Raw genomic sequence first — 25395 nt, 5'->3', positions numbered from 1 at the left:
ACGGACTTGCACCGCGACCATCGCTAGACTGCGATTTTGTTACGAATCACGGAGTTCGCATGGCCCGCGACGGCGCTGTCTATGTCTGCCAGTCCTGCGGCGCAGTGCAGAGTAAGTGGGCCGGCCAGTGCCCGGCCTGCAGCGCCTGGAACACCCTGGTCGAAGAGGTGCAGAGCCGCCCGCCGGGGGCCCTCGCGCCCAGCAAGGCCAGCCGCGCCCGCGGCGTCAACTTCCAGGGCCTGGAGGACGAGGTCCCCGCCCCGCCCCGGATCTCCACCGGAGTCGACGAGTTCGACCGCGTTTGCGGCGGGGGCGTCGTGCCTGGCTCGGCCATCCTGCTGGGCGGCGATCCCGGGGTCGGCAAGTCGACCCTGCTGCTTCAGGTCGCCGCCAACGCCGCCCGCCGCGGCGTGCGCTGCGCATACATCTCGGGCGAAGAGGCGGTCGAGCAGGTCCGTGGACGCGCCCAGCGCATGGGTCTGGCCGACGCGCCCGTGCGGCTGGCTGCCGAGACCTCGCTGCGCGACATCCTCGACAGCCTGAAGCGTGAGAAGTTCGACCTCGTCGTCATCGACTCCATCCAGACCATGTGGAGCGACGCGCACGAGGCCGCGCCCGGATCGGTCACCCAGGTCCGCGCCGCCGCCGGCGAACTGGTGCGGCTGGCCAAGAAGCAGTCCGTGGCCATGATCCTCGTCGGACACGTCACCAAGGACGGCGCCATCGCCGGTCCCCGCGTGGTCGAGCACATGGTCGACGCCGTCCTCACGTTCGAGGGCGAGCGCGGGTATCCGTTCCGCATCCTGCGCGGGACCAAGAACCGCTTCGGCGCCACCGACGAGATCGGCGTCTTCGAGATGGGCGACGCCGGCCTCGGCGAGGTGCGCAATCCCTCGGCCCTGTTCCTCGACACCTCGGGCGAGCGGGCCGCCGGCGCCGCGGTGTTCGCCGGCATTGAGGGCTCGCGCCCGGTTCTGGTCGAGTTCCAGGCCCTGGTCGCGCCGTCGGCCTACGGCACGCCGCGACGCGCGGTCGTCGGCTGGGATTCCGGCCGTCTGGCGATGGTGCTGGCCGTACTCGAGGCCCGATGCGGGCTCTCGCTCGGCGACCGCGACGTCTATCTGAACGTCGCCGGGGGCTTGCGGGTCACAGAACCGGCCGCCGACCTCGCGGCCGCCGCCGCCCTCGCCTCCTCGGCGCTCGACGAGGCCCTGCCCCAGGACTGCGTGGTGTTCGGCGAGATCGGGCTGTCGGGCGACATCCGCTCGGTCAGCCGCATGGATTCCCGCATGAAGGAGGCCGCCAAGCTCGGCTTCAATCGCGTGCTCGGGCCGCAAGGGCTCGACGGCGGCGGCGCCATGAAGGCCATCGGCGCGACGCGGCTAGCCGACGCCATCCGCCGCATCGGCGAATGTCAGTGGGAGTAGCCGGCTTGCCCTGGTTCGACATCATTGTCCTGGCGATCCTGCTGATCTCGGCCGCGGTCGGCTTCTTCAGCGGCGCGACCCGCGAGATGGTGCGGGCGCTGTCCTTCGTTCTGGCCGCAGTCATCGCGGTGTTCGGCCTGCGCTGGACGGCCCCCATTGGCCGCAGCCTGCTCGAGGATCCTCCGTGGGCCGGAGCGGTGGTCGCCGGGCTCGCCGCCTTCGTCGTGGTCTATGCGACATTGCGCGTCACTGGCGGGGCCATGGTGCGCGGCGTGCACAGCACCCATGTACTGGGCGTTCTGGACCGCACCATCGGTCTCGGATTCGGCCTCGTGCGCGCGCTCGTGGTCCTGGGAGCCCTGCTTCTGGCCTTCCAGGCGGCGACTCCGCCGGACCGGGTTCCGGGATGGATGACGGGTGCGGCGTTTTATCCTCTGACCAGCGCGGCGGCCAAAGCGCTAAAAGCCTTCGCGCCCAAAGGCTTAGACATGGCTGGTAAACTTGCGCCTTCGATTGGAGACGCAGTTCGTGAAGGTTCGGCGACGGACCGGGGTGACTCTGCGGACGCCCAAGGCTATGACCCGCGCGAACGACGCAGGCTCGACGATCTGGTGGAGAAATCCCGATGACTCAGGATCAAGATCGATGGCGCCAGCCGACCTTTCGCGATCCTGACGACGATACTCCGCGGCTCGAGTGCGGGGTCTTCGGCGTCTACGACACCGCCGCTGCCGCGGCCGTCACCGCGCTGGGTCTGCACGCCCTCCAACACCGCGGCCAGGAGGCCTGCGGCATCGCGGTCTTCGACGGCCAGCGCTTCCACACCGAGCGCCACATGGGCCATGTCGGCGACGCCTTCGCCGGCCCAGATCTGGTCGAGCGCCTGCCCGGCCACTCGGCCATCGGCCACACCCGCTATTCGACCGCGGGCGGCAGCTTTATCCGCAACGTCCAGCCGATGTTCGCCGACCTCGAGGCCGGCGGCGTCGCCCTGGCCCACAACGGCAACCTCACCAACTTCCTGACCCTGCGCGAGCAGTTGGTCGCCGAGGGCGCGATCTTCCAGTCGACCTCGGACTCGGAAGTGATCCTTCACCTGCTGGCCCGCTCGCGGAAGGCCAAGTTCGTCGAACGCTTCGTCGACGCGCTCACCAAGATCGAAGGGGGCTACGCCCTCGTGGCCCTGACCAATAAGAAGCTGATCGGCGTCCGCGACCCGCTGGGCATCCGCCCGCTGGTGCTGGGCGACCTCGACGGCAAGCCGGTCCTGGCTTCCGAGACCTGCGCCCTCGACATGATCGGCGCCAAGTTCGTTCGCGACGTCGAGCACGGCGAGATGGTGGTCATCGACTACAAGGGCATCCGCAGCATGAAGCCGTTCCCAGCGGCCCGCGCGCGTCCCTGCATCTTCGAGTACGTCTACTTCGCCCGTCCGGACTCGGTCGTGAACGGCCGCTCGGTCTACGACGTGCGCAAGCGCATGGGCCGTCGCCTGGCCCAGGAAAGTCACGTGCCCGTCGACGTCGTCGTGCCGGTGCCGGACTCCGGCGTGCCGGCCGCGCTCGGCTATTCGCAGGAAACCGGCGTGCCCTTCGAAATGGGCATCATCCGCAATCACTATGTCGGCCGCACCTTCATCCAGCCGACCCAGGGCGCCCGCGAGCTGGGCGTGCGCATGAAGCTCTCGCCGAACCGCAACGTCCTGGCCGGCAAGCGGGTAATGCTGATCGACGACTCCATCGTCCGCGGCACCAACTCCGTCCGCGTCGTGCGCATGGTCCGCGAGGCCGGCGCCGCCGAGGTCCACCTGCGCTCGGCCTCGCCGCCGATCAAATGGCCGGACTACTATGGCATCGACATGCCCGACCGCGAGCACCTGCTCGCCGCCAACAAGTCGGTCGAGGAGATCGCCAAGATCCTCGACGTCGACTCGATGGGCTATCTGTCGGTCGAAGGCCTCTACGAGGCGATGCAGGCCGCTCCGCGCGATCCGGCCAACCCGCAGTTCACCGACCACTACTTCACCGGCGACTATCCGACCCGCCTGCTGGATCGCGAGATCGCCGAGGGACGCAACGACGGCGCCGACCGTCAGCTATCGTTCCTGGTCGACGCGTGAGCGGCGATTGCAGCCTTTCCTCCGGGAAAGGCTCCTACGCAAAGAGTTGAGGCGTGACTGACGCCAAGGCCGCCGTTGCGCGCACCAGCCTCCAGGGCCGGCTGAAGTCCCTCGGCCTGGATTGGTATATCGCCGCAATCGTCGGGATGGTGGTGCTCGCCTCCATCCTCCCGGCGCGCGGCGCCGCCGCGCCCGTCGTCTCGGACCTGACCAAGGCCGGCATCGCCCTGGTGTTCTTCCTGCACGGGGCCAAGCTCAGCCAGGAGGCAGTGATCAAGGGCCTTCTGCATTGGCGCCTGCACGGCCTGGTTCTGGCGACCACCTTCGTGCTCTGGCCGCTGATCGGCCTCGGCGCCTCGGCGCTGCCGGGCTGGATCGTACCGGCCGCGCTGGCGCCCGGCTTGATCTACCTGGCCTGCCTGCCTTCGACGATCCAGTCGGCGATCGGCTTCACCGCCATCGGCAAGGGCAACGTCGCCGCCGCGGTCTGCGGGGCCTCGGTCTCGAATCTGCTGGGCATGTTCATCACCCCGCTGCTGGTCGGGCTGCTGCTCGGCGCCGAGGGCGGCGGCCTGTCGCTGTCGTCCTTCGAGGCGATCCTCCTGCAGCTGCTGGCCCCATTCCTCGCCGGCCAGGTGCTGCGCCGCTGGATCGGCGGCTGGATTTCGCGCCACGCCAAGCCGCTGGGCCTAGTCGACAAGTTCTCGATCCTGCTGGTCGTCTACAACGCCTTCTCAGGCGCGGTGGTCGCCGGCATATGGTCGAAGGTCTCGGCCTTCGACCTCGTCCGCATCATCCTCGTCTGTCTGGCGCTGCTGGCGATCTCGCTGGGCTTCATGATCTGGATCGCCCGCGTCCGAGGCTTCCCCAAGGAGGACGAGATCGCCATCGCCTTCGCCGGCTGCAACAAGAGCCTGGCGGCCGGGGTGCCGATGGCCGGCGTGCTGTTTCCCGCCGCCACGGTAGGGTTCGTGCTTCTGCCGGTGATGCTGTACCACCAGTTCCAACTCATGCTCTGCGCCGTGCTGGCGCAGCGCTACGCCCAACGTCCGCTTCAAGAGCCAAGTCATGACTGAGTCCCCCCCCCTCGACGGCCGCATCGCGCTGGTGACCGGCGCGACCCGCGGCATCGGCCGCGAATGCGCCCTGGCGCTCGCCAAGGCCGGCGCTCACGTCATCGCGGTGGGGCGCAACCAAGGCGCGCTGGAATCGCTTGACGATGAAATCAAGGAAGCCACGGGCAAGCCGGCCACACTGGTGCCGCTGGACCTGCTGAAGGGCGACGACATCGACGGCCTGGGCCTGGCGATCCACCAGCGCTTCCAGCGCCTGGACATCCTCGTGCACGCCGCGGCGATCCTCGGCGGCCTGACGCCGGTCTCCCACATCGACCCGCCGATCTGGGATCGGGTGGTGAGCGCCAACCTCACGGCGACCTACCGCCTGATCCGTTCGACCGAGCGGCTGCTGCGCGAATCCGACGCCGGCCGCGGCCTGTTCTTCACCTCCGGCCGTGTCGAGCGCCCGAAGGCGTTCTGGGGCGCGTACGGCGCGACCAAGGCCGCCGTCGAACACTTGGTGCGCACCTGGGCCGATGAACTCGAGAACACGTCTGTCCGCGCCGCCCTGATCGATCCGGGCGCCATGCGCACGAAGATGCGCGCCGAGGCCATGCCCGGCGAGGATCCGATGGACCTGCCGCACCCGTCGGAGATCGGTCCGCTGATCGTGGAACTGGCCCAGGCGAACCTGGGCCTGCCGAAGACTAACGTCCGCTTCGACGCGTGGAAGTCGGCCGGGACGCTCGCTTCGGCTTGACCCCCGGACGGTTCAGCTTGGCGGCGCGGCCCTTCGGCGTGGGGCCCGCGCCGACCTTCGGCTTGCCGGGCGCGACCTGCTTGGTCTTCGGCTTGACCTTGGGCTTCGGCATCTCTGCCTCCGCCAGCGCACCCGCGGCCTTGGCGCGCACGGCCGCCACTCCCTTGGGAGTCACCACCTTCTTGCCCAGCTTGGGGGCGAAGGTCGGCACGGACGAGCGCGGCGCCGGGCCGCCCTTCTCCTCGCCCTCGGCGTAGGGGTTCTTGTTCGACTTGACGGTCAGCCTCATGGGCACGCCCGGCATGTCGAAGCTCTCGCGCAGCGAGTTGATCAGGTAGCGACGATAGTGGTCCGGCAGCTGGTCCGCCCGGCTGGCGAACAGCACGAAGGTCGGCGGGCGCGCCTTGATCTGCGCCATGTACTTAGGCTTCACGCGGCGGCCGCCGACGGCGGGCGGTGGATGCCGTTCAAGCGCCATTTTCAGCCAGTCGTTCAGGTCGCGGGTCTTCACCTTAGTCGACCAGTCGCCGTGCACCTTGAACACCGCCGGCATCAGCCGGTCCAGGTGCCGTCCGGTCTCGGCCGACAGCGCCACGACCGGAGAGCCGCGCAGCTGCGGCAGCAGCCGTCCAGCTTCCTCGGTGAGTTCCTTCAGGGTCGCGCCCTGGTCTTCGATGAGGTCCCACTTGGTCAGGCAGTAGACCAGGCCGCGCCCTTCGCGTTCGACTAGGTCGGCGATCTGCAGGTCCTGGATCTCGAACGGGTGCGTGGCGTCCATCACCAGGATCACTACCTCGGCGAAGGTGATCGCACGGATGGTGTCGCCGGTGGACAGCTTCTCGAGCTTTTCCTGAACCTTGGCCTTGCGCCGCAGGCCGGCGGTGTCGACCAGCCGCACGGGGCGACCTTCCCACGTCCAATCGACGGGGATGGCGTCGCGCGTAATCCCGGCCTCGGGGCCGGTCAGCAGCCGGTCCTCGCCGATCATCTTGTTGACCAGGGTCGACTTGCCGGCGTTCGGCCGGCCGACGATGGCGATGCGGATCGGCTTTTCGCCGTCCTCGTCCTCGTGCTCGTCGTCGACCTCAGGCCAGACAGCCAGCAGCGCCTGATAAAGGTCGGCCATGCCTTCGCCATGCTCGGCCGAGATCGCCACCGGCTCGCCGAGGCCCAGGCCGAAGGCCTCGTTGACCCCGATTTCCGACGCTTTGCTCTCGGCCTTGTTGGCGGCCAGGATCACCGGTTTGTCGTGCTTGCGCAGCAGCTCGGCGAACACCTCGTCCATCGGCGTCACGCCGTCGCGGGCGTCGATGACGAACAGCGCCACGTCCGCCTCTTCGATGGCGGTCACGGTTTGCTGGCGCATGCGCGATTCGAGGCTGTCGTCGGTGACGTCCTCGAAGCCGGCGGTGTCGATCAGCTCCAGGTCGATGTCACCGATCCGGCCGACCGCGAATTTCCGGTCGCGGGTGACGCCGGGCTGATCGTCGACGATCGCGAGTTTCTTGCCCGCCAGCCGGTTGAACAATGTCGACTTGCCGACATTGGGCCGTCCGACGATAGCGAGCCGCATAGGCATTTTAAGTCAGCTTCTTCCGCTTAGCGCAGCGCAATCAGTTGCGCCTTGTCGGTCGCAACATACACGGTACCAGCGACGGCGATCGGGCTGATCAGGGTGGGCGAACCAAGGTTCACCGTGTTCTCGACGGCGCCGGTCTTGGCGTTGAGCGCAACCAGCTCACCGGTCGAACCGGCCACGATCAACTTGTTGGAGGCGAGCAGCGGGCTCGACCAGATCGGCCGCGTCGTGAACTTCTTCTTGCCGATGCCCATGAAGCCGCCGCCGTTCGACTCGCGGTCCTTGCCCAGGTCGGTGATCCAGTAGATCTGGCCGCTCTCGCGGGCCACGCAGATCACTTCACCCGCCTTGGAGACTACATAGACGACATCGCCCGCCGGCCACGGCGAGGTGATGCCGGTCACCGGCAGGCTCCAGCGCGCTTGCCCGCTGCGCAGGTCGGTGGCGGCGAACACGCCCGAGTGGCTTACGGCAAACACGTCGCCCTGGTAGATCACCGGACGCCCCGGAATGTCGCGGATTTCCGACAGCGCGTTGTTGCGGTTCGCGCGGCTGAGCGCCTCGTTCCAGAGGTCGTTGCCGTTGCCCGCCCGCAGGGCCACAAGTTCGCCCGAACCGAACGAGGCTACAACCGTATCGCCCGACACCGCCGGGCTCGACGCGGCCAGGATGCGAGCCGATTCAGACAGGGCCTGATAGGTCCAGCCCGTCGCGCCGGTCGCGGTGTCGAAAGTCAGCAGGGTGTTGTCGACCGCCACCGCGAACACCCGCCCGCCCGACACGGTCGGCGCCGCGTGGATCGGCTGCTCGGTGTTCGTTCGCCAGGTCACCGCGCCGGTGTCGGCGTTCAGCTGGGCGGCGAAACGATAGCCCGAGGTCACGTAGAGCTTGCCGTCAGCCAGGGCCAGGCCGCCGCCGAAGGCTTCCTTGTCGCGCTTGGAGTCGGGACGCAGGTTGGTCCGCCACAGCTGCGAGCCGGACTGGGCGTCGAACGCCGTCACCGTCGCCTCGCCATCCATGACGTAAATCTTGCCGTTGGCCGCGACCGGGGTCGCGGTCACATGCGCGCCGCGGTCGGAGCCCTGGCCGAAGCCGCGCTTCCAGGCGATCGACAGGCCCCCGCCAGCCTCGACATGGCTCATCGACTGCTCGGGCGAACCGCCCGGCAGCGACCAGCTGGCGTTCATCTCTGGCGTCGGCAGGAAGAAATCGGCGCCCTTCAGGGCCTCGGCGACTTCCAGGGTCTGGTCGGCCGCGACGATGGCGATGCGCTCGCCCTCGGACGCGGTTTCCTGCGGGCCTTCGTCGCCCTTGTTGAACGGGTTGAGCCGATTGACGGTCGAGCAGCCGGTCAGGGCGACGCTCGCCGCCAGGAACAAGGCAAGGAGGCTGGTGCGGCGCATGGACGTCATTGGGCTCCGGGGGCGGACTGTTGCGGGGCGGCCTGGGGCGCGAGACCCGGCGGAAGGGCGCCAGCCGGCAGTTGCACCGGCGGCGGCAGGGCCATGGCGGCCTTCACGGTCGCCGGCAGGGCCTTGGCCGAGCCGGATTCGATCAGGGCCTTAGCCGCTTCCGCGCGCTGGCGCGTGGACTCGCCGGCGTCGGCCATCAATCCGATCACCGTAAAGTCGCTACGCGCGCCGGCCAGGTCGCCAGCCATCAGCTTGGAAAAGGCCAGCGCCTCGCGCGCCTCGGCGCGGTACGGGCGGCCTTCTTCGGTAAGCGGGGTCAGGCGCGCCTCCATGTCCTTGTAAGGAGCCGTGTCCAGCAAGGCGAAGGCGGATTTGAGGCGGGCGGCGTCGCCGATGATGTTGTTCGGCGCGGCCTCGGCGGCCTCGTCGAACAGCTTCACCGCTTCGGCGGTCTTGTTGTCGGCGATCTTGAGACCGCCCAGGTGCTGCAGGGCCAGCGACTTGTAGGCCTTGGAGGAGCCCTGTCCCACCTCGCCCCACAGCCGGATGGCGTCGTCGCGGCGCCCGGCGTTGAACGCGTCGATCGCCTGCGCATACTTTTCGGACGCTTCGGCCGCGGCCTGGCTGCGGAAGTGCTGATAGCCCCAGACCGCCAGGGCGGCGACCAGCGCCACCACCAGCACGCCGCCGAGAATCGGGAGGACCCTCAGCGCAATCGACTTGTAGCGCTCGGAGCGAAGCTGCTCCTCGACTTCATCAAAGACATCGACCACGTCGGGGGACTCCGCGCGAATAGGCGTTAGTGTTCAGAGCGGCGGAACCTATAGCGGTGGGCGCGCGGCTGCAACGCCGGACCGTCGCCCCGCGACGTGCTCAGGGTCGCGGTCCCACGATCGCCTCGAAGCCCGCGGCGCAGTAGTCGAACAGCCGGGCGCGCACCGCCGCCAGATCGGTCGAGCGGCACAGGCCTTCCGACAGTTGGTCGATCCGGCCGGTCTCCGAGAGCGCCAGCATCATCGAGCCGGTCAGGAACTGGTAGCCCCAGTAGAGATCCGGCAGCTGCGCCTGCGGCATCACCTTGCGCAGGGTGTCGATGAACTGGCGAACCACGGGATCGAAGTAGTGGTGCATCGTCTCCCCGCCCCAGGCCGGAGTGTTGTTCACCAGCGCTACGAGCCGGAAATAGTTCTTCCAGCCGGGCTCGCCGGTCAGCGACATCTCGATCAGCGGGTCGATGAAGGCGGCCACGACGCCGCGGGGCGTCATGTCGCCGCCGCCCTGCGCCTCGTATGCGGCCATCGCCTCGACCCGCACGGTGTTGAGGATCTCGGCGCGCCGCGCAAACACCGCGTCGAACAGGTCGCGCTTGGCTCCAAAATAGTAGTGGATCAGCGCCGTATCGACGCCGGCCTCCGCCGCCACCTGGCGCGTTGTCACGCCATAGAAGCCGTGCGCGGCGAACAACTGCTCAGCCGCGTCCAGGATGGCCTTGCGCAGATCGGGGCCATCGCCCTTCTTGCGCCGGCCCCGCGTCATCGGCGCAGGCTTGGCCGCACGGGTCACCTGGCGCGCCCTTCGACGCCCTTGGCCAGGCAGGTGACCGCAATGTCGGCGGTGACGTTGCCCACCGTGCGGAAGATGTCGGGGATGGTTTCCACCGCCAGCAGGATCGGCAGCAACTCGAGCGGCACGCCCATGATCAGGCAGATCGGCCCCGTGGTCGTGAAGAAGGTGATCTGGCCAGGCAGTCCGACCGAGGCGAGGCTGATCACCGTGGCCACGCCGATCCCGGCCGTCAGTAGCGCCGCGTTCAGCGGAACGCCGAACACATGGGCGCAATAGATGGCCACGCCGAGGTTCGCCGCCGGGCTGGTGATGCGGAACAGCGAGACCGCCAGCGGCAGCACGACGCCGATGCTCGCTTCCGACGCGCCCAGTTGGCGCGTCCCGGCGATCATCGCCGGCAGCGAAGCGATCGAGGACTGGGTGGAGAACGCCACGGCCTGGGCCGGCGCCGCGGCCCGGGCGAACGCCAGAAGCGGTACGCCGGCGGCCAGCGCAATCAGATAGGAGAGCAGCCCGACTGAGATGCAAACGCCCGACAGGATCAGGATGTAGTGGCCCAGCGCCCCCGCCGCGCCGAAGCCGGCCTTGGCCCCGACGATCAGCGCCAGCGCGAACACCCCGATCGGCGCGACCAGCAGCACCCACTGGACGAGCACCAGCATGGTGTCCATCACCGCCTGGAAGACGTTCGTCAGCCCGCTGCGCAACTCGGCGCGGATCCGGGTCAGCGCCAGCCCGAACAGCAGCGCGAACACGACCAGCGGGGCCATGTTGGTCTCCGCGGCCGCCTCGATCGGATTGGTCGGAATGAAGGCGCGCAGCCACGCGCCCATGGTCGGAAAGTCCGGGACCTTCTGCGTCGAGTTCCCGGCCGCTTCGCGCAGGCCGGCGACCGCCGCCTGCGGGGCCGGCCAGGCCGCCAACACGCCCGACACCGCCAGGGCTGAGAAGAGCGCGCTGGTGAGCAACAGGACGCCGAACAGGCCGAGCGCCCTTGCCGCGGTCCCGCCCGCCGCCGCGGTTCCCGCCGCCGCCGACACGCCGACCACCAGTAGCGAAAACACCAGCGGCACGATGGTCATGCGCAGAGCGTCAAGCCACAGTCCGCCGATCGGGTCTGCAACGGCGATGATCCTGTCGATCGAGGGATGCTCCGCCAACGCGGCGCCGACCGTCAGGCCGGCCGCGAGGGCGAGCAGGATACGTACGGTCGTCTGGGCGCCGGCCGCCCGGATCACGTTGAGAAGCTTGGCCATCGCCCGGAAACTAGTGCGCGTTCGGGCGCCCGCGAAACCGGATTTCGCGTCTCTGCGATGAGCGAAGCGCGCACCGCCCGTCAGTTCGGCGTCGATCGCCCGCGCTGCACGTCACTTTAGCATTGCCGCATAGAAATTTGTTTTTGTGAACTTTTGGCCCCACAATTGAAGCATTTACACGCCGCCAAATCTCGCCTCAGAACGGCGCCGCAACATCGAAACCATCTATCTATTCAATAGGATAAGTTGATTGAGCCGGCCGCCCAATTGATCCTAAGCTCCACCCATCAGGGAGGACCGGCATGATCATATCGCTGCCTCCGGTCAGCGCGGACCTCGAAGCCGTCGGCCGGAGACTGAAAGCCGTCCGCGAGGCCAGAGGTCTGGCGCTGGACGATCTCGCCGACCAGGCGAGGATCCCGTACACACAGCTGTCGATGGCCGAGCATGGGCGATTGCGCCTGCCTTCGGCGCAGATGCACGCGCTGATCACCGCGCTGCACGTCTCGCCCCGGATTCTGTTCGAACCGGGGCTGGACGTTACGGGATTGCGCCGGCTCTAGCCGGCCTTGGCGAAGTAGATCTCGGCCGGCCCCGGGAAACGGCGGGCCCGGACGTCGTCGGCATAGCCGGCGACCGCCTTGCTGATCTCGCCGCGCAGATCGGCGTAGCGACGCACGAACTTCGGGGTCCAGTCGAACAGACCGAGCATGTCGTCGGTGACCAGGATCTGGCCGTCGCAACCGGCCGAAGCTCCGATGCCGATAGTCGGAACCGCGATCGCCTCGGTGATCTCGCGGGCCAGGCCCTCCGCAACGCCCTCGACCACGACCGCAAAGGCGCCGGCCGCAGCGGTGGCTTTGGCCTCCTGCAGGATGCGGGCGCGCTCATCGCCCGCCTTGCCCTTGGCCTTGAAACCGCCGTCGACGTGCACCGCCTGCGGGCGCAGACCGACGTGGCCCATCACCGGGATGCCGCGCTTGACCAGGTAGTCGATGGTCTCGACCACGGTCGGGCCGCTCTCGACCTTGATCGCCTGGGCGCCGGTTTCCTTCATCACCCGCGCCGCATTGGCGTAAGCGACTTCCGGCGAGCCCTCGTACGAGCCGAACGGCATGTCGACGACCACCATCGCCCGCTTCGAGGTCCGCATGACCGCCTGGCCGTGCAGGATCATCATCTCCAGCGTCACGCCGACCGTGTTGGGCAGGCCGTGAACGACCATGCCCACGGAGTCGCCGACCAGCAGCAGGTCGCAATGGTCGTCGAGGATCTCGGCCATCGGGGCGGTGTAGGCGGTGAGGCACACCACGGGCGACCCGCCCTTACGAGCGGCGATGTCTGGGGCGGCGATCCGCCGGACTGTTTCCTGACGCTGAGCCGACATGGCTAAAACTCCTCGAACACTCGGGTCACCACGAAGCCGATGGCGAGCACCGCCATTCCGCTGGCGATCCATACCACGGAAGAGCCCGCCGGCAGCGCTGCGAGCAGATCCGAGCGCGGGGCCAATTGCTGCACCCCGGCCTGGAGCAGTCGCGTGGATCCTTCCGACGCGTTCTCCACCTGGTGGACGAAGTTCGACATGATCAGCTGGCTGGCGCCGACGATTCCGCCGGCCAGGCCCGCAGCCCCGATGATCCAACGCCGGATGTTCCAGCCGCGGTTCAGCTTGCGCTCCACCGACACGGCGAAGGCCTTCTCGTCCGAGAAGGCCGGCGGTTCTGCGAAGAGGCGTTCCAGACGCCGCTCGAATTCGAGCTCAGCCATTCCCGCGCCTCCCTTCCAGCGTAGCGCCGTCGGCCGGCGCCAGTCGCGCTCGGAGCTTCTCCAGACCACGTTTGACATGCGACTTGACCGTTCCAAGCGGCAGATTCAAGGCGTCGGCGGCCTCCGCATGGGACAGCCCCGCGCCGTAACACATCGACACGCAGATCCGCTCCGCCGCGCCCAGCCCCCGCAAGGCGTCATCCAGGTCCATCCGTCCGGCCGCGTCAGGCGTCGCGGCGACGTCCTCGGCCTCGTCCGCCGCCGTCAGCGCCGCGATTTTCCGCTCGCGCTGCAGCCGCCGCAGATAGGCCCGCGCCGCGATCTTGCGGACCCAGGCGACGAACGTCCCCTGGCCGCGGAACTCGCCGACCCTCTCGAAGGCGATCAGAAACGCATCCTGCGCGACGTCGTCCGCCTCGGCCGCCGGCGCGCCCATCCGGCGCAGCAGGCCGCGCACCGCCGAGCCATGCCGACGGACCAGCTCGCCGAACGCCGAGCGGTCGCCGGCCGCGGCCAGCGCGGCCAGTTCCACGTCATGGGCGCTTGCGAGCCTGGTGTTTTGAGAGCCCGACATCAGGGGCTTTCCCCTCCCCTTCGCCGGCTACTTGCCGCGGGAGATGAACGACAGCGCGATCAGCGCCAGGCCGATGAAGCCTGGGAACGCCGCCACGCCCAGCATCGGGTAGAGCGCGTCCGGCTCGTTGAACGACACCGCCACGCCGAGCGACGCGAAACCGATCGCCACGCCCAGCCAGATGATCCCGGCGCGCATATCTCGATAGGACGAAGGCGGCGCCTTGGCGTCGCTGGTCAGCGCCTGGACGACCTCCGGCGGCAGCTCGGCGCCCTTCTCGATCGAAGCGCGCAGCGTCTCCTGGAGCCTCTGACGCTCCTGGCTCTTCAGGTATCGCGGCACGATGACGATCGCGGCGATCATGGCGAAGAACCCTAGCGGGACCAGGATGTCTTCCATTGTGCTCTTCCTTCTCTCAGTGCGGGTGGCTCATCGGCCCCGTCTGATGGGAAGAGGCGCCGGCCTAAGCGTACGGATGCAGGCGGGCGCATGAAATGTTCTTCATGTTGGCTGAAGAACGCCCCCGCTCTCAACCTAACTGAACTTCGCCGCGTAGGCGTCTGGCTTGAAGCCGACCAGCAGCTGACCATCGACGTCCAGGACCGGCCGCTTGATCATCGACGGCTGCTCCAGCATCAGCGCGATAGCCTTGTCCTGGTTCAGGTCGGCCTTGTCGGCCTCGGCCAGCTTGCGGAACGTCGTGCCCGAACGGTTCAGCAGCACCTCCCAGCCAACCTGTCCGGCCCAGCGCTCCAGGGTGGCGCGGTCGATCCCGGCCGCCTTGTAGTCGTGAAAAGCGTAGGCCACGCCATGATCGTCCAGCCAGGCGCGCGCCTTCTTCATCGTGTCGCACGCCTTGATGCCGTAGATCGTGTTGCTCATCGGTCGAATCCGCCGTTGGGTTGAACCCTGAATTAGCGCCACTCGGTCGGCGCGCAAAAGAAAAGGCCCGGCGGATCCGCCGGGCCTCTCGCCTCGATCGTCGAGCCCTTAGCGGGCCGCGACGATAATGATCTCGACCTTGTAGTCGGGGGTCGCCAGCTTGGCCTCGCCGGTGGCGCGGGCCGGGGCGTCCTTGCCGTCGATCCACTTGTCCCAGACCGCGTTCATCTCGGCGAAGTCGGCCATGTCGGCCATCCAGATCGTGGCGGTCAGTATCTTCGACTTGTCGCTGCCGGTCGCGGCCAGCAGCTTTTCGATCTGGGCCAGCACTTGCTGGGTCTGAACCGTGACGCTCTCGCCCGGGGCGCCGACCTGGCCGGCCAGATAGACGGTGTCGCCGTGGACCACGGCCTGGCTCATGCGCGGGCCGGATTCGATGCGTTCGATGGCCATGGGGCTCAATTCCTTCTCAGTTAGAATATCGCGAGATCGCCAGATCCCGGGTGTCGATGGCGCTCGCAGCGCCGCTGATCACGTCGGCGATCACCTGCCCTGATCCGCAGGCCATCGTCCAGCCGAGCGTCCCGTGCCCGGTGTTAAGGTAGAGATTGCCGATCGGCGTCGCCCCGACCACAGGCGTGCCGTCGGGCGTCATCGGGCGCAGACCCGACCAGAATCTGGCGGCGCCTGCGTCGCCCGCGCCGGGGAACAGGCTTTGCATCGAATGCTCCAGCGTCCGTCGCCGGCGCGGATGCAGGTCGTTGTTGAAGCCGGAGATCTCGGCCATGCCGCCGACCCGGATGCGGTCGCCCAGCCGGGTGATCGCCACCTTGTAGCTCTCGTCCAGCAGGGTCGAGACCGGCGCGCGCTCGGCGTCGAGGATCGGGGCTGTAATCGAATAGCCCTTCACCGGATAGACCGGCAGCTTCATCCCGAACGGCCGAACCAGGGCCGGCGAATAGCTGCCCATCGCCACCAGGAACGCGTCCGCCGTGACCTCGCCGCGGCTGGTCCGCACGGCGGCGATGCGGTCGCCCTCCTTGCGCAGGCCGGTGATCGCGGTGTCGAACTGGAACTCGACGCCCAGGCCCTTGGCCAGTTCGGCAAGCGCATTGGTGAACTTGAAGCAGTCCCCGGTTTCGTCGTTGGGCAGCCGCAGGCCGCCGACGATCGGCTCCAGCGCGTTGGCCAGGCCAGGCTCGGCGACCGCGCAGCCGACCGCGTCGAGCACCTCGTAAGGCACGCCGTAGGACTTCAGCACCTCGACGTCCTTGCCGATGGCGTCCATCTGCGCCTGGGTGCGGAACAGCTGCAGCGTGCCGCGGCTGCGCTCGTCATAGGCGATGCCAGTGTCCGCGCGCAGCGCGATCAGCAGGTCGCGGCTGTACTCGGCCAGCCGCACCATGCGGCTCTTGTTCAGCGCGTAGCGCGCCTCGGTGCAGTTGCGCAGGATCGACAGCAGCCAGCCGATCGTCGCCGCATCGAGCTTGGGGCGCAAGATCAGCGGCGCGTGCTCCATCAACAGCCACTTCACCGCCTTGGCCGGGACGCCCGGCCCCGCCCAGGGTGAGGCGTAGCCCGGCGAAATCTCGCCGGCGTTGGCGAAGCTGGTTTCCAGCGCCGGGCCGGGCTGACGCTCGAGCACCGTCACCTCGTGACCGGCCTTGGCGAGATAGTAGGCGGAGGTGACGCCGATCACGCCGCCGCCCAGGACTGCCACCTTCATGCGTCGATCTCCACGCACGCGTCTTGGGTCAGGTAGGTCCGCGAATAACGCTTCCCCAGCCCGGTCAGGATTTCATAGGCGATGGTGTCGGCCCCGGCCGCGACCGCTTCCAGCGTCTGATGCGGCCCGATCAGTTCGACGAAGTCGCCCTCGGCGAGCGTCCCGCACGGCAGGTCGCTGACGTCCAGGGTCACGCTGTCCATCGAGACCCGTCCGACGATCGGCAGCCGCACATCGCCGAAATAGGCTGCGGCCCGACCGCCAAGCCTTCTGGGCCAGCCGTCGGCATAGCCGACGCTCACCGTCGCCAGCCGCCGGGGCTCGCGCGCGACATAGGTCAGGCCATAGCCGACGCCAGCCCCCGCATCGACCGAGCGTAGCTGAATCACCCGCGCCTCCAGCCGCACGACGGGCCGTACGGGACTCGCCGCGCCCTCGATCGGCGCCGCGCCATAAAGCGCCAGCCCCGGGCGCACGAGGTCCTGCTGGAACTCCGGGCCGATGAACACGCCCGCGGAATTGGCCAGCGAGCGCGGCAGCGCGGGTCCGATGCGATCGGCCAACGCCTCGAAGCGCGCCAGTTGCTCCTGGTTGGCCGTCGCGCCCGGCGTGTCGCCGCAGGCCAGGTGACTCAACACCAGCACCACCTCAACCTCGTCGGTCAGGCCGGGCTGCAGTTGATCGATGTCGCTCGCAGCCAGCCCCAGCCGCGACATGCCGCTGTCGACCTGGAGGACGCACGCCAGCCGAACCCGCCGTCGCTTGGCCTCAGCGCGCCAGCGCTCGACCTGAGCAAGTGAATTCAAAACCGGCACGACGCCCGCGCCGGCGCAGACGGCTTCGGCCCCCGGCGGCAGACCATTGAGCACATAGATCCGAGCGTCGCCCGGCGCATGTCGGACGAGCGCCAGAGCCTCAATGATCACGGCCACGAAGAAGTCGCGGCAGCCGGCCTCCGCCAAGGTGCGGACGACGCGCTCGGCGCCGAGGCCGTAGGCGTTGGCCTTCACGACCGCCGCGGCTCGGGCCGGCGCGGCGCGCTCGGCGATCAGCACATAGTTCGCGCGTAGCGCGGCAAGGTCGATGGTCAGGCGCCCGCCCGCCAGGGCCTCAGCCGGATCCTCGAAATTCGCCATCGCCCGCCTCCCGTCTGTCGGCGCGCTAGAGGATACTCGTATATTATTCGAACGTTTCGCCTCATCGTCGTATATTCCGTAACCACGAGGCCCACCGCGCATTTTTCTTGCGCAAATACGCAACACATGACCATCGCCCTGGACGACATCGACCGCAGCCTGATCCGACTCCTTCGGCTCGACGGCCGCCGGCCCAACAGCGAGCTGGCCGCCGAGGTCGGGCTGTCGGCCTCGGCCTGCCTTCGGCGCATCCGCATGCTGGAGGAACGCGGCGTGATCCGCGGCTACACGGCGATCGTCGCCGCGCCGGAGTCCGAAGGTCGGATCATCGCCATCGTGCGCCTGACCCTCGAAAAGCAGACCGAGGAATACCTGCGCCGGTTCGAGGCCGCCGTCCGCGAGCACCCCGAGATCGAGGAGTGCTACCTGATGACCGGCGACGTCGACTACATTCTGCGGGTCTCCGGCGCGAGCACCGCCGACTACGAGGCGATCCACACGGACATCCTGTCGCGGCTGCCGGGCGTGGCGCGCATCCATTCCAGCCTGGCGATGCGCAACGTCCTGCAGCAGCGGCCCACGCGTCGCAAGCCTGCCAGCTGAGCCTCGGGCCGGGCGCCTTCGGGCGTGCTTGACCCTCCGTCGTCGGCCCTGAGCGGTTTCGTCCCGTCGATCGCCTGGTTCGTAGAACGCCGCTTCAGCTTCGCCGCAGCCCGCGCGATTCCGCGGATACGGAAACTTGGAGAAGCGCCTTGCGTATCTTGCCGGCCCTCGCAATCGCATCCTTGCTGTCGTCGACGGCCATCCCACTGGCTGCGCAAGCCGCCCAGTGCTCGAGCGGGTGGGCCGGGACGATTCAGTACAGCCGCAACCAGTCCAACAGCAACGCCAAGACCGAGCAGCGCGTCACCGGCAAAGGCACGGAGACGACCAACTGGTCCATGACCTACGACTATGTCGCTCAGGTCTCCGTGCGACCGGCGGCTGAGGCGGACGACAGCATCGGCAAGGCCACCATCAGCCTGACATCGGTCTCGACCGAAACAAAGTCCGCACAGGACCGCTACATCTGTCCCCATGAGCGCACCCCTCGCGCCATGTCCGGGAGCTTCATCAGCAAGACCGAGACCCGAGGGAACGGCGCAGGGCTGGAGGCGGACGTACATGTCGGCCTGGACTCCGACGGAACCTATCGCGTCAGTGTCGGCCTGCCGGATATCCAGGGGACCGTGTCCGGCTCGAACTCGTCGAGCTACAGCGGCCAGTGCACGCCAAAGCAGGGCGTGAACCAGTCCATCGCCGACGTGCCGACGACCATCACCGGCTACACCTTCAGCAGCAGCGGCCAGGACCGCGTTCTCGCCTCGGACCCCGATCGGCTGAGCGGCAGCTACTCGGCGTCGGCCTACGGTGTAACGGAAACCCTGAAGTGGAACCTCCGGCGCTGCGGCGGCGCCCTGCGCCTGGTCGACGTCAAGTTCGAGGACATGCGGTTCCCGACCTGGGAGGCCTGGCAGGAGATCTCCGAACAAAAGGGCACCATCGACGGCAACATCGTCCGCGTGACGGCCACCGTCGCCAATGACGGCCCCGACGAAAAGTCGGCGACGATCAAGTTCCGCGAGACCTATAAGGGCGACAAGTGGGACAGCGCCAAGCCTGACAGCCTGCTCAACGAGTTGTCGGTCCTGGTCCCGGCCGGCGAGCAGCGCGAAGTGTCGTTCAAATGGGATTCCTCCGGCTACGCCTGGTACGACGATGGCCGGCCGCGCCTCGTTCAGCGCATCAGGACCGAGCTTGAGGACGCTGGAAAGAAGGTCGACGACAAGACCCAGAACCTAAAGGTGGCGCCCAAGCCGCTCGTGCTCGTGCACGGCCTATGGTCGACCTGGAACGCCTGGGAAGCTTGGCAGAACATCCTGACCACCAGCCACTCCTACGACTGGAAGGCGTTCCCGGTCGGCGAGAAGCCCGAGCACGGCCGGATGCGCACTGGCGAGAAACTCGCCAACACCGAGCCAACCAACACCATCGCCCAGAACGCCGTCGAGCTCGGCCTGTACGTCAAGTACGCCCAGCAGGACCGCAACGCTTGGCACATCGACATCGTCGCTCATTCGATGGGCGGCCTGATAAGCCGGCGCTACATCCACGCGACGATGCCGACCTATCCGGACGGCAAGCCGCAGGTGGCGCACCTCGTCATGCTGGGAACTCCGAACATGGGCAGCCGCTGCGCCGACATCATCAGTGCGCCGCTGGAGACCGCCGGACGCTCGATGGATGCTCTGCGGGAACTGCGGCCGAGCGTGGTCGCCCAGTTCAACGCCGTCCACACCGAGCGCAAAGGCGTAGAATTCTCGGTGCTCGCTGGCAATCCGCTTCCCGCCGTCTGCTACATGTACGACGAGAACGACAGCGTGGTGACCGTGCCGTCGGCGACCTGGGCGATCGCCGACACCGAGCAGCAGAGCGTGCTCCACACCGACATGGCCACCGCCGAGGTGTTCTCCTCGTTCGCCAAGCCGCGCCTTGCGATCGGCCCGGCCAGGCAGAAGCCGATCAAGCTCTCGGCGCTCGACGCGACCGCCTTCAGCCTCGACGCCGCCGAACAGACCGACGCCTTCACGCCGGACTTTTCGAAGATCGTGAAGCTCGCCCCGGGCCAGACGTTGAACGTCGAGCTTCCCGTCAAGACGGCGAGCGACTTCGGCATGACCTTCATCGCGGCGAGCAGGGTTTCGGCAAGCGTGAGCGACGACCACGGAGCCATCGTGGGCGAAAACCTCAAGGACACGCCCGCAGCCGGCCAGCTGTTCCGATCCATCTACGCCAAGCGAGCGGTCGCGGCTGGAACCTGGACGCTGATGCTGAGAAACGACGAGCCGGCCGAGCAGGAGGTCGTCCTCTCGACCTGGTCTAAGCCCGGCTGACGGCGCCTTTGTGGAAGGCGGCAGGCCAAACCTGCCGCTAGCCCCCTATTCCCACTCAATTATCGGCTGAATGGCCTATCTAATTGAAGAACAAAGCAAAAAAATTTTTTCAAGAATGATTATACCGTCACCCTTACCGTCGAAAAGCTACCGCTTATGAAAACATTGGCTTTTTTCGGCTCATTGGCATGGGAAAGACTTCGCCATCTATCGCCGGTGACGAAGCCGATGCCATTTGAGCAGTACGAATGGCGAACATGCTCGCAACAACTTTATCGTATCGATTCATGAGCCGGTTTGCCATCCTCGTAGAAGGATTCCTTCTTAAGCGCTCTTGGCCCCCAAGCACGTCAAACCGCCGCTTCGATCTACCATTTCAACCCGCCGTTAAGCCGGCCCAACAGCAGCATCGTTTCAAATCTCCATATCTGACCGATATTGATCGATTGTCGTTCATATTTGACTACATGCCTAGCGCGAGCTCGGTCTCCGCGTTCATGAACGCCGGTTCGTAATCCCGCGCCAATGCACCTGACACGCCCACCTGACGCAGAGTCTCACGCCAGCCTTCCGATATGTGCCGTGCGGTATCGCGGATGATCTGCCCCGCTTCCTCGGGCGGGATCTCGAAAAACTCGCAGGCTTCAAGCGCGAGCGCGATGGACCGATCATGCGCGCCGCCCTCCAGGATAGCAGTTTCCAGGTGCGGATTTCGATCCGGTGCGGGGTTCACATCGAACACGGGCGACAACCGCCATTGGCCTCCTCCAACATAAAGGAAGCCATGGTTTTTCAGATGATCGTCCTTGTTGGACACGAGGATCGTGAAAATCAGGCGCACGAAAAGCTCGCGAAAATCGGCTTTGGGATCGGCGCCATAGGCACGGATAAAATCGACGATCTCCGTATAAGAGCCCAACTCCGTCCCGGTCTTCCCAAGTGCCGTGCGCGCCGAGATATAGGGAATCCGGGAACTGCCTCGCCGGTCGAACCGCTGGATCAGCGCGACCGGAAAGGGAGTGTCGGCGAGTTCCAGCCTGGCTGTAGGCGTGCGAATGCCGCAAGCCTGGGCTAGCCGGAGCGTCGCGACCTCGACCCTTTCGATCGGCTGCTGATCGTGGACCGAGGTGAATTTGGCCAACCATAGCGTATCGCCGTCCTGGACATTGGCCTTGGGCCGGGCGCCGCCCGAGCCGCCCGCGCCCGCCAATGCCTGCATCTCTTCAGCAGATATCTCCTTACCCTGCTCATAGGCGCGGGCTATGGCCGTTATCGCTTCCAGCTCGACGAGGCGGGGCACGGCGTCACCTGCTTTACCACGGATGATCTCTCCATCGTCCCCCTGGAATCGCAGTGCGCCCTGACGACAAGCGTCGTCGGACAGCGTCAGATACTCAAACTCGGTCAGACCATTGCCATAGGCACGTTCGAGAAGGCGCCGTCCCCAACTGTCCGGCGCGGCATCCGCAAAGACGCCTGCGAGCGCATCACGCGTGTTCCCTGGCTGGCCCGATGCATGAAAAGGGCCGCCTTCCAGGGGAAGATCCGGCTGCACGGCGAAGGCGCGGGGATTTTCGATCCAGGCAGCGTCATAGGCAAAGGTCGAGAACTGCCGCGGCCCCGCTGCTGTGAAACGCAGCTGACCGACGGGCACACGTCGGTCGCCAAGAACAACCTGGGCAGCAAACTCCGCCATCAGAACGACGCTCCGTCAGGATCGACCACGTCATCGAGCGCGCGCGTCGGATCCGACTTGGCCTTTTGCCTTCTGATCCTCGTCGTGAAAGACTTGCCTCGCTGCGGCAGGCGCTCGTTAGAAAGCGCAAGCCCCAGATCATCCTTGCGGACATCGATCAGATCGGCCAGCCGCTCGAGAAGCCCAAGGACCACCAGCACATCCGCAAGCGTCCCGATAGCAACGCCAGGGTCGCCTTTTTCGAGCCGCGCGATCGAACTGGCCGATGTTCCGGCGCGCATGGCCAGGTCCGCAACCGCAATACTGCGCCGTAGCCGCGCATTTCGAATGTCCTGGCCAAGCCTTTCGAGGGCTGGTCCGACCTTTGGCGAGCCCATGACAATGCCCCAAATCTGGTGAATTATGGTACCATATTTGTCATATTTGATGAGTTATGTCAAGGCTGTGGTGGCCATGTGAACGCGGAATAACCGGAAACATCCCTTACCCTTCTCCCGGTAGAAGGCAAAATCTGACTAGCGCCTGGCCAACCTCGGCTGGCCTCAGGATGATGGCGAGAACTATTCCTTCCGCCCCTGCGGGCTCTTTCCGGCATCCAGAAACATCGGGAAGAAGCTGCGCTGGGTCTTCACCTTGATGATGTCATTGACGCCGATCGTGTTCGCTTTGCGTCTCTCGCCACCGGCTGGCGTGATCACCTCAAGATCGGGGTTCTCGATGATCGCGGCATGGACGTCATCGGCATGCGCCGGCGTGACGTTGTAGATGCTCTCATAGAACTCCATCACCGACATGGCATCACCAGCTTCAGTCACGAGACGGGGCACGTCATCGAGAAGCTGGGTCTTGGCCGAGGCACGGCCATTGTCGTCGAAGAGATAGAGCATCCCCTCATCATGGCGCGGGTCATAGGACAACATGTTGAGGCCCGATCGGCCGAAGTGGGCCTGAAGGCTGGCATTGTCGTGGAGGATATTGTTGTAAACTTGCCGTGCCCGATAAGCGTTGGCGAAGTGGATCAGCCAATAGCGCCAGCCGCCAGGGTTGTTGATCGAGAACGGACTCACATAGGGCGCGCAAAGCCGGAAAGCGTCGAAGACGATCTTCTCTGCGGTTCCGAGCCAATCCTTCTGGCTCATCAACCCGTCCAGTGCCTGGACATCGCCGCTGGCGAGACCGAGATGATCGAGTTGCGCACGCAGGCGCTCCGGCTGGTCTTTCTGGAGGAACGCCAGCAACGAACTGATAACGAAGGTGTAGAAGATCTCGGCCGCAGGATACGAGTGCATGATGTCAAGAATCGTATTCCGCTCGACATGGCTGTGGCCGCACTGGTCCAGGTTGAAGATCACGCTGCGATAGCGCCCTTGCTCCAGGAAACGCTTGATTTTGGGATAGGCGGTTTCGAAAAACTCGTTGAGATACTCGACGCGCAGATGGAGCTTCGGGCAGGTCGCGACGATGTCGGCCTGGAGCGGCGCCACATGCGTTTTTAGAAGTTCGATCGCATCACGGCTGGCATCGTTGAAGACCAGCAGGCACTCGACCTCGATCGCGTTCAAGCCCTGTGCCGCGCGATGCGTGTTCACTGCCTCGGTGGCTCGCTTCAACTCTTCGATGAAAATCAACGGGGAGCCCGATGTCCCGCACTGGTAGCGGCCGCCCCCGGCGAAGCCATCGACGATGGCCAGCCGAAAACGTTCCTGCTGCGGCAGCTTGCAGCGAACGGTCAGGTAATCGAAGCAATATTCACGGAGAATCTTGTGCTTGCGCCGCGAATGCTCCTCAAGCTTTGCGCCGTCAGCCCACTCGTATCGCTTCTCAACCATAGCATCCCCCCAAGCCTATCTGACGATCACGCAAACGCTTGCGCCGCCGTGGGCATTTCATCCCAGGTCTGACCGCGATATTCGCGGCCGTTCGCCTTTTTCGATCGCTTCTTGTTGTCTTTGCCCCAGGTCCCCCACTGCTTGAAGAAAAAGGCCGTACCAGCCGACAGGCACTGGACATAAATCTCGTCGATCCATTCCTCCCGGATGGGACGGGCTGACTTCCCGCTTTCCCCGCCCACGATAGCCCAATGGATGCCGCGCAGATCGACGGTCCCCACAGACCCGATCAAGGGCTCAAACGATATGAAACGGATCGCGGCCGGCGCAGCACGGACGGCATCGATCCTGCCCACCACGTCCCCGTCTTCGATACTCGTGCCGAGCCAGACGTTCGGCAGCACCTCTCCGATCTTGGTGGCGACCAGTTCCGCCATGCGCTCGGGCCGCTTCGTCAGAATCTGATAATTATGGCGTGGCGTCTCACGCATTACCTTCCAGACATCGAGAATGAAGGCGTCCGTGACCTGCTCGTGGAACAGGTCGCTCATCGAATTGACGAAAATCTTGCGCGACTTGCGCCAAGCATAGGGAATCGCAAGCGCATCCCGATCCTCACGCACAACACCGTTCCAGACCGTTCTCTGCCCGCTCTTGCGGGTCAGGCCGGCATATTTCTGGATGTGCATGGCCTCAAGGCGCTTAGCCATCTCCATGGCATAGCAATGGGTGCAGCCGGCAGAGATGATCGAGCAGCCGGCAACAGGATTCCATGTGGCGTCCGTCCATTCTATTTGAGTTTCAGCCATTGCACCCTCCCGTGCGAATTTCGATCTTTCTAGGCATCATTTCGTCATTTCTCTCGGTTCATACGCGACCCTGCCAACGCTTTGCGCGAGCCATGTCGGAAGCTGCGGCGCGGCGGCGACCAGTTCGCCGAACGCACCAGGCGGCATACTCCGCTTCAATGTCTTGAGCGCGGCCTCTGCCTTTTCCGGGCCGAGCCAGGCCAGCGCCCGCACGGCCTCCCCTGCCGGCCGGTTGGCCAAGGCCAGTTGCCAGCGCGGCGCGTGCCGCAATTCCACGACCTGCTTGCCAAGGTGCATCTTTCGACTGCGCCCGGAGGTCAGATAGACCGAGCGGACGGGCACCTGCGTCGTCAAGCCAAGGGCGTTCGCCGCGGCGGCGCCGTTCGAGACGATGACCTCCCCCTTTTGAATGGCAAGGGCCTCTACAGCCTGCTCGACCGAAGGCGTGCGTGTGCCGAACCGGCCGGTGATGGGGCGCAGATAGACGCCACGACCGGCGCGGATGAGTTGCCCGCGCTCCGTCAGGCGCGACAACGCCTGATCCACGGCCGCCCGGTTTCCAAGGTGCAGCAGGCTCTTGGCGGACACAGGAGCGCCTTCGGGCAAGCCCGCCGCATGCGACAAAATCTGTTCGGTCAGCCGGGTCATGGTCTTTTCGTGTTAGAAAAATACGCAATTTTCTGACAGTTTTCAAGCAACCCTTCTGAAGGGACAGGACCGGATAAGGGGCGGAAGGCCTTCCCCTGCGGCCGAGCCAGGGTCTCGGCCCACCCCTTCTGCGGGGAGAGCCCCGCAACGCCCCCATTAGAGTGAGAGTGCAGACCGGATTTTCCGTGACGGGTTGAGGACTGGAGAAGGGTCTC

Annotated in this window: 26 protein-coding genes; 8 read left to right on the top strand and 18 right to left on the bottom strand. The window is 66.3% G+C overall.

The window, feature by feature from the left end; genetic code table 11:
- The first annotated feature begins 59 nt into the window (after positions 1-59).
- From radA to GGQ61_RS02870, 5 genes are read left to right on the top strand one after another with little or no spacing between them, the layout of a single operon-like run.
- Positions 60-1427, top strand: a complete 1368-nt coding sequence (radA, locus tag GGQ61_RS02890; protein ID WP_183769803.1) for a DNA repair protein RadA — start codon at positions 60-62, stop codon at positions 1425-1427.
- Between the two features lie 5 nt (positions 1428-1432).
- On the top strand, positions 1433-2056 hold the full coding sequence (locus GGQ61_RS02885; protein WP_183769802.1) for a CvpA family protein: 624 nt from the start codon (positions 1433-1435) through the stop codon (positions 2054-2056).
- Complete coding sequence (gene purF / locus GGQ61_RS02880) at positions 2053-3546, top strand: amidophosphoribosyltransferase (RefSeq protein ID WP_183769801.1); 1494 nt, start codon at positions 2053-2055, stop codon at positions 3544-3546. Before GGQ61_RS02885 ends, purF begins: the two co-directional genes overlap by 4 nt.
- A 53-nt stretch (positions 3547-3599) precedes the next feature.
- Positions 3600-4622, top strand: coding sequence for a bile acid:sodium symporter family protein (locus tag GGQ61_RS02875; RefSeq protein WP_343056000.1), 1023 nt, complete (start codon positions 3600-3602; stop codon positions 4620-4622).
- Positions 4615-5364, top strand: coding sequence for an SDR family NAD(P)-dependent oxidoreductase (locus tag GGQ61_RS02870; RefSeq protein WP_183769800.1), 750 nt, complete (start codon positions 4615-4617; stop codon positions 5362-5364). Before GGQ61_RS02875 ends, GGQ61_RS02870 begins: the two co-directional genes overlap by 8 nt.
- On the opposite strand, the gene der is transcribed toward GGQ61_RS02870, so the two are convergent.
- The 5 genes from der to GGQ61_RS02845 form a co-directional block, all read right to left on the bottom strand.
- On the bottom strand, positions 5312-6943 hold the full coding sequence (der, locus tag GGQ61_RS02865; protein ID WP_183769799.1) for a ribosome biogenesis GTPase Der: 1632 nt from the start codon (positions 6941-6943) through the stop codon (positions 5312-5314). The two genes, GGQ61_RS02870 and der, sit on opposite strands and share 53 nt — an antisense overlap.
- 20 nt (positions 6944-6963) lie before the next feature.
- Positions 6964-8355, bottom strand: coding sequence for a PQQ-like beta-propeller repeat protein (locus GGQ61_RS02860; RefSeq protein ID WP_183769798.1), 1392 nt, complete (start codon positions 8353-8355; stop codon positions 6964-6966).
- On the bottom strand, positions 8352-9128 hold the full coding sequence (locus GGQ61_RS02855; RefSeq protein ID WP_183769797.1) for a tetratricopeptide repeat protein: 777 nt from the start codon (positions 9126-9128) through the stop codon (positions 8352-8354). Before GGQ61_RS02855 ends, GGQ61_RS02860 begins: the two co-directional genes overlap by 4 nt.
- A gap of 100 nt (positions 9129-9228) precedes the next feature.
- Positions 9229-9891 (bottom strand): TetR/AcrR family transcriptional regulator, encoded by a 663-nt coding sequence (locus GGQ61_RS02850; protein WP_183770576.1) that lies wholly within the window; start codon positions 9889-9891, stop codon positions 9229-9231.
- A gap of 23 nt (positions 9892-9914) precedes the next feature.
- Complete coding sequence (locus GGQ61_RS02845; RefSeq protein WP_183769796.1) at positions 9915-11177, bottom strand: dicarboxylate/amino acid:cation symporter; 1263 nt, start codon at positions 11175-11177, stop codon at positions 9915-9917.
- A 302-nt stretch (positions 11178-11479) separates the two neighbouring features.
- Here GGQ61_RS02845 and GGQ61_RS02840 point away from each other — a divergent pair, with 302 nt between their 5' ends.
- Positions 11480-11740 carry a helix-turn-helix domain-containing protein gene (locus tag GGQ61_RS02840; protein ID WP_183769795.1) on the top strand — a complete coding sequence of 87 codons (261 nt, stop codon included), beginning with the start codon at positions 11480-11482 and terminating at the stop codon, positions 11738-11740.
- Here the strand turns inward: GGQ61_RS02840 and panB are convergent.
- The 8 genes from panB to alr all read right to left on the bottom strand — a co-directional run bounded on the left by panB (position 11737) and on the right by alr (position 17265).
- Positions 11737-12564 carry a 3-methyl-2-oxobutanoate hydroxymethyltransferase gene (gene panB, locus GGQ61_RS02835; protein ID WP_183769794.1) on the bottom strand — a complete coding sequence of 276 codons (828 nt, stop codon included), beginning with the start codon at positions 12562-12564 and terminating at the stop codon, positions 11737-11739. The two genes, GGQ61_RS02840 and panB, sit on opposite strands and share 4 nt — an antisense overlap.
- A gap of 2 nt (positions 12565-12566) precedes the next feature.
- Positions 12567-12947, bottom strand: a complete 381-nt coding sequence (locus GGQ61_RS02830; RefSeq protein WP_183769793.1) for a hypothetical protein — start codon at positions 12945-12947, stop codon at positions 12567-12569.
- Positions 12940-13521, bottom strand: a complete 582-nt coding sequence (locus GGQ61_RS02825; RefSeq protein WP_183769792.1) for an RNA polymerase sigma factor — start codon at positions 13519-13521, stop codon at positions 12940-12942. The genes GGQ61_RS02830 and GGQ61_RS02825 overlap by 8 nt, the downstream gene beginning before the upstream one ends.
- Before the next feature lie 27 nt (positions 13522-13548).
- Positions 13549-13920 (bottom strand): DUF6249 domain-containing protein, encoded by a 372-nt coding sequence (locus GGQ61_RS02820; protein ID WP_183769791.1) that lies wholly within the window; start codon positions 13918-13920, stop codon positions 13549-13551.
- Between the two features lie 135 nt (positions 13921-14055).
- Positions 14056-14403, bottom strand: a complete 348-nt coding sequence (locus tag GGQ61_RS02815) for an ArsC family reductase (RefSeq protein WP_183769790.1) — start codon at positions 14401-14403, stop codon at positions 14056-14058.
- Between the two features lie 108 nt (positions 14404-14511).
- The gene (locus GGQ61_RS02810; RefSeq protein ID WP_183769789.1) at positions 14512-14856 is read right to left on the bottom strand and encodes a RidA family protein; all 345 of its coding nucleotides are present in this window, start codon (positions 14854-14856) and stop codon (positions 14512-14514) included.
- 16 nt (positions 14857-14872) lie between these two features.
- A complete protein-coding gene (locus GGQ61_RS02805; protein WP_183769788.1) occupies positions 14873-16129 on the bottom strand; it encodes a D-amino acid dehydrogenase in 1257 nt (418 codons plus the stop codon).
- A complete protein-coding gene (alr, locus tag GGQ61_RS02800) occupies positions 16126-17265 on the bottom strand; it encodes an alanine racemase (protein ID WP_183769787.1) in 1140 nt (379 codons plus the stop codon). Before alr ends, GGQ61_RS02805 begins: the two co-directional genes overlap by 4 nt.
- A gap of 126 nt (positions 17266-17391) precedes the next feature.
- Here alr and GGQ61_RS02795 point away from each other — a divergent pair, with 126 nt between their 5' ends.
- Complete coding sequence (locus GGQ61_RS02795; protein ID WP_183769786.1) at positions 17392-17868, top strand: Lrp/AsnC family transcriptional regulator; 477 nt, start codon at positions 17392-17394, stop codon at positions 17866-17868.
- 149 nt (positions 17869-18017) lie between these two features.
- Positions 18018-20198, top strand: coding sequence for an esterase/lipase family protein (locus GGQ61_RS02790; RefSeq protein ID WP_183769785.1), 2181 nt, complete (start codon positions 18018-18020; stop codon positions 20196-20198).
- A 463-nt stretch (positions 20199-20661) separates the two neighbouring features.
- Here the strand turns inward: GGQ61_RS02790 and GGQ61_RS02785 are convergent, their stop codons facing one another.
- From GGQ61_RS02785 to GGQ61_RS02765, 5 genes are all read right to left on the bottom strand, one after another.
- Complete coding sequence (locus GGQ61_RS02785; protein WP_054362401.1) at positions 20662-21894, bottom strand: type II toxin-antitoxin system HipA family toxin; 1233 nt, start codon at positions 21892-21894, stop codon at positions 20662-20664.
- Positions 21894-22271 (bottom strand): helix-turn-helix domain-containing protein, encoded by a 378-nt coding sequence (locus GGQ61_RS02780; RefSeq protein ID WP_054362402.1) that lies wholly within the window; start codon positions 22269-22271, stop codon positions 21894-21896. The genes GGQ61_RS02785 and GGQ61_RS02780 overlap by 1 nt, the downstream gene beginning before the upstream one ends.
- 183 nt (positions 22272-22454) lie before the next feature.
- Positions 22455-23723, bottom strand: coding sequence for a three-Cys-motif partner protein TcmP (locus tag GGQ61_RS02775; RefSeq protein ID WP_054362403.1), 1269 nt, complete (start codon positions 23721-23723; stop codon positions 22455-22457).
- A 26-nt stretch (positions 23724-23749) separates the two neighbouring features.
- On the bottom strand, positions 23750-24532 hold the full coding sequence (locus tag GGQ61_RS02770; protein WP_054362404.1) for a DUF5131 family protein: 783 nt from the start codon (positions 24530-24532) through the stop codon (positions 23750-23752).
- 36 nt (positions 24533-24568) lie between these two features.
- Entirely contained in the window at positions 24569-25180 is a 612-nt protein-coding gene (locus tag GGQ61_RS02765) for a DUF6088 family protein (RefSeq protein WP_054362405.1), read from the bottom strand.
- Positions 25181-25395: the final 215 nt, after the last annotated feature.

The organism is Phenylobacterium haematophilum (assembly GCF_014196295.1).
GTDB lineage: Bacteria > Pseudomonadota > Alphaproteobacteria > Caulobacterales > Caulobacteraceae > Phenylobacterium > Phenylobacterium haematophilum.
This window is presented reverse-complemented; position numbering and strand designations above follow the sequence as displayed.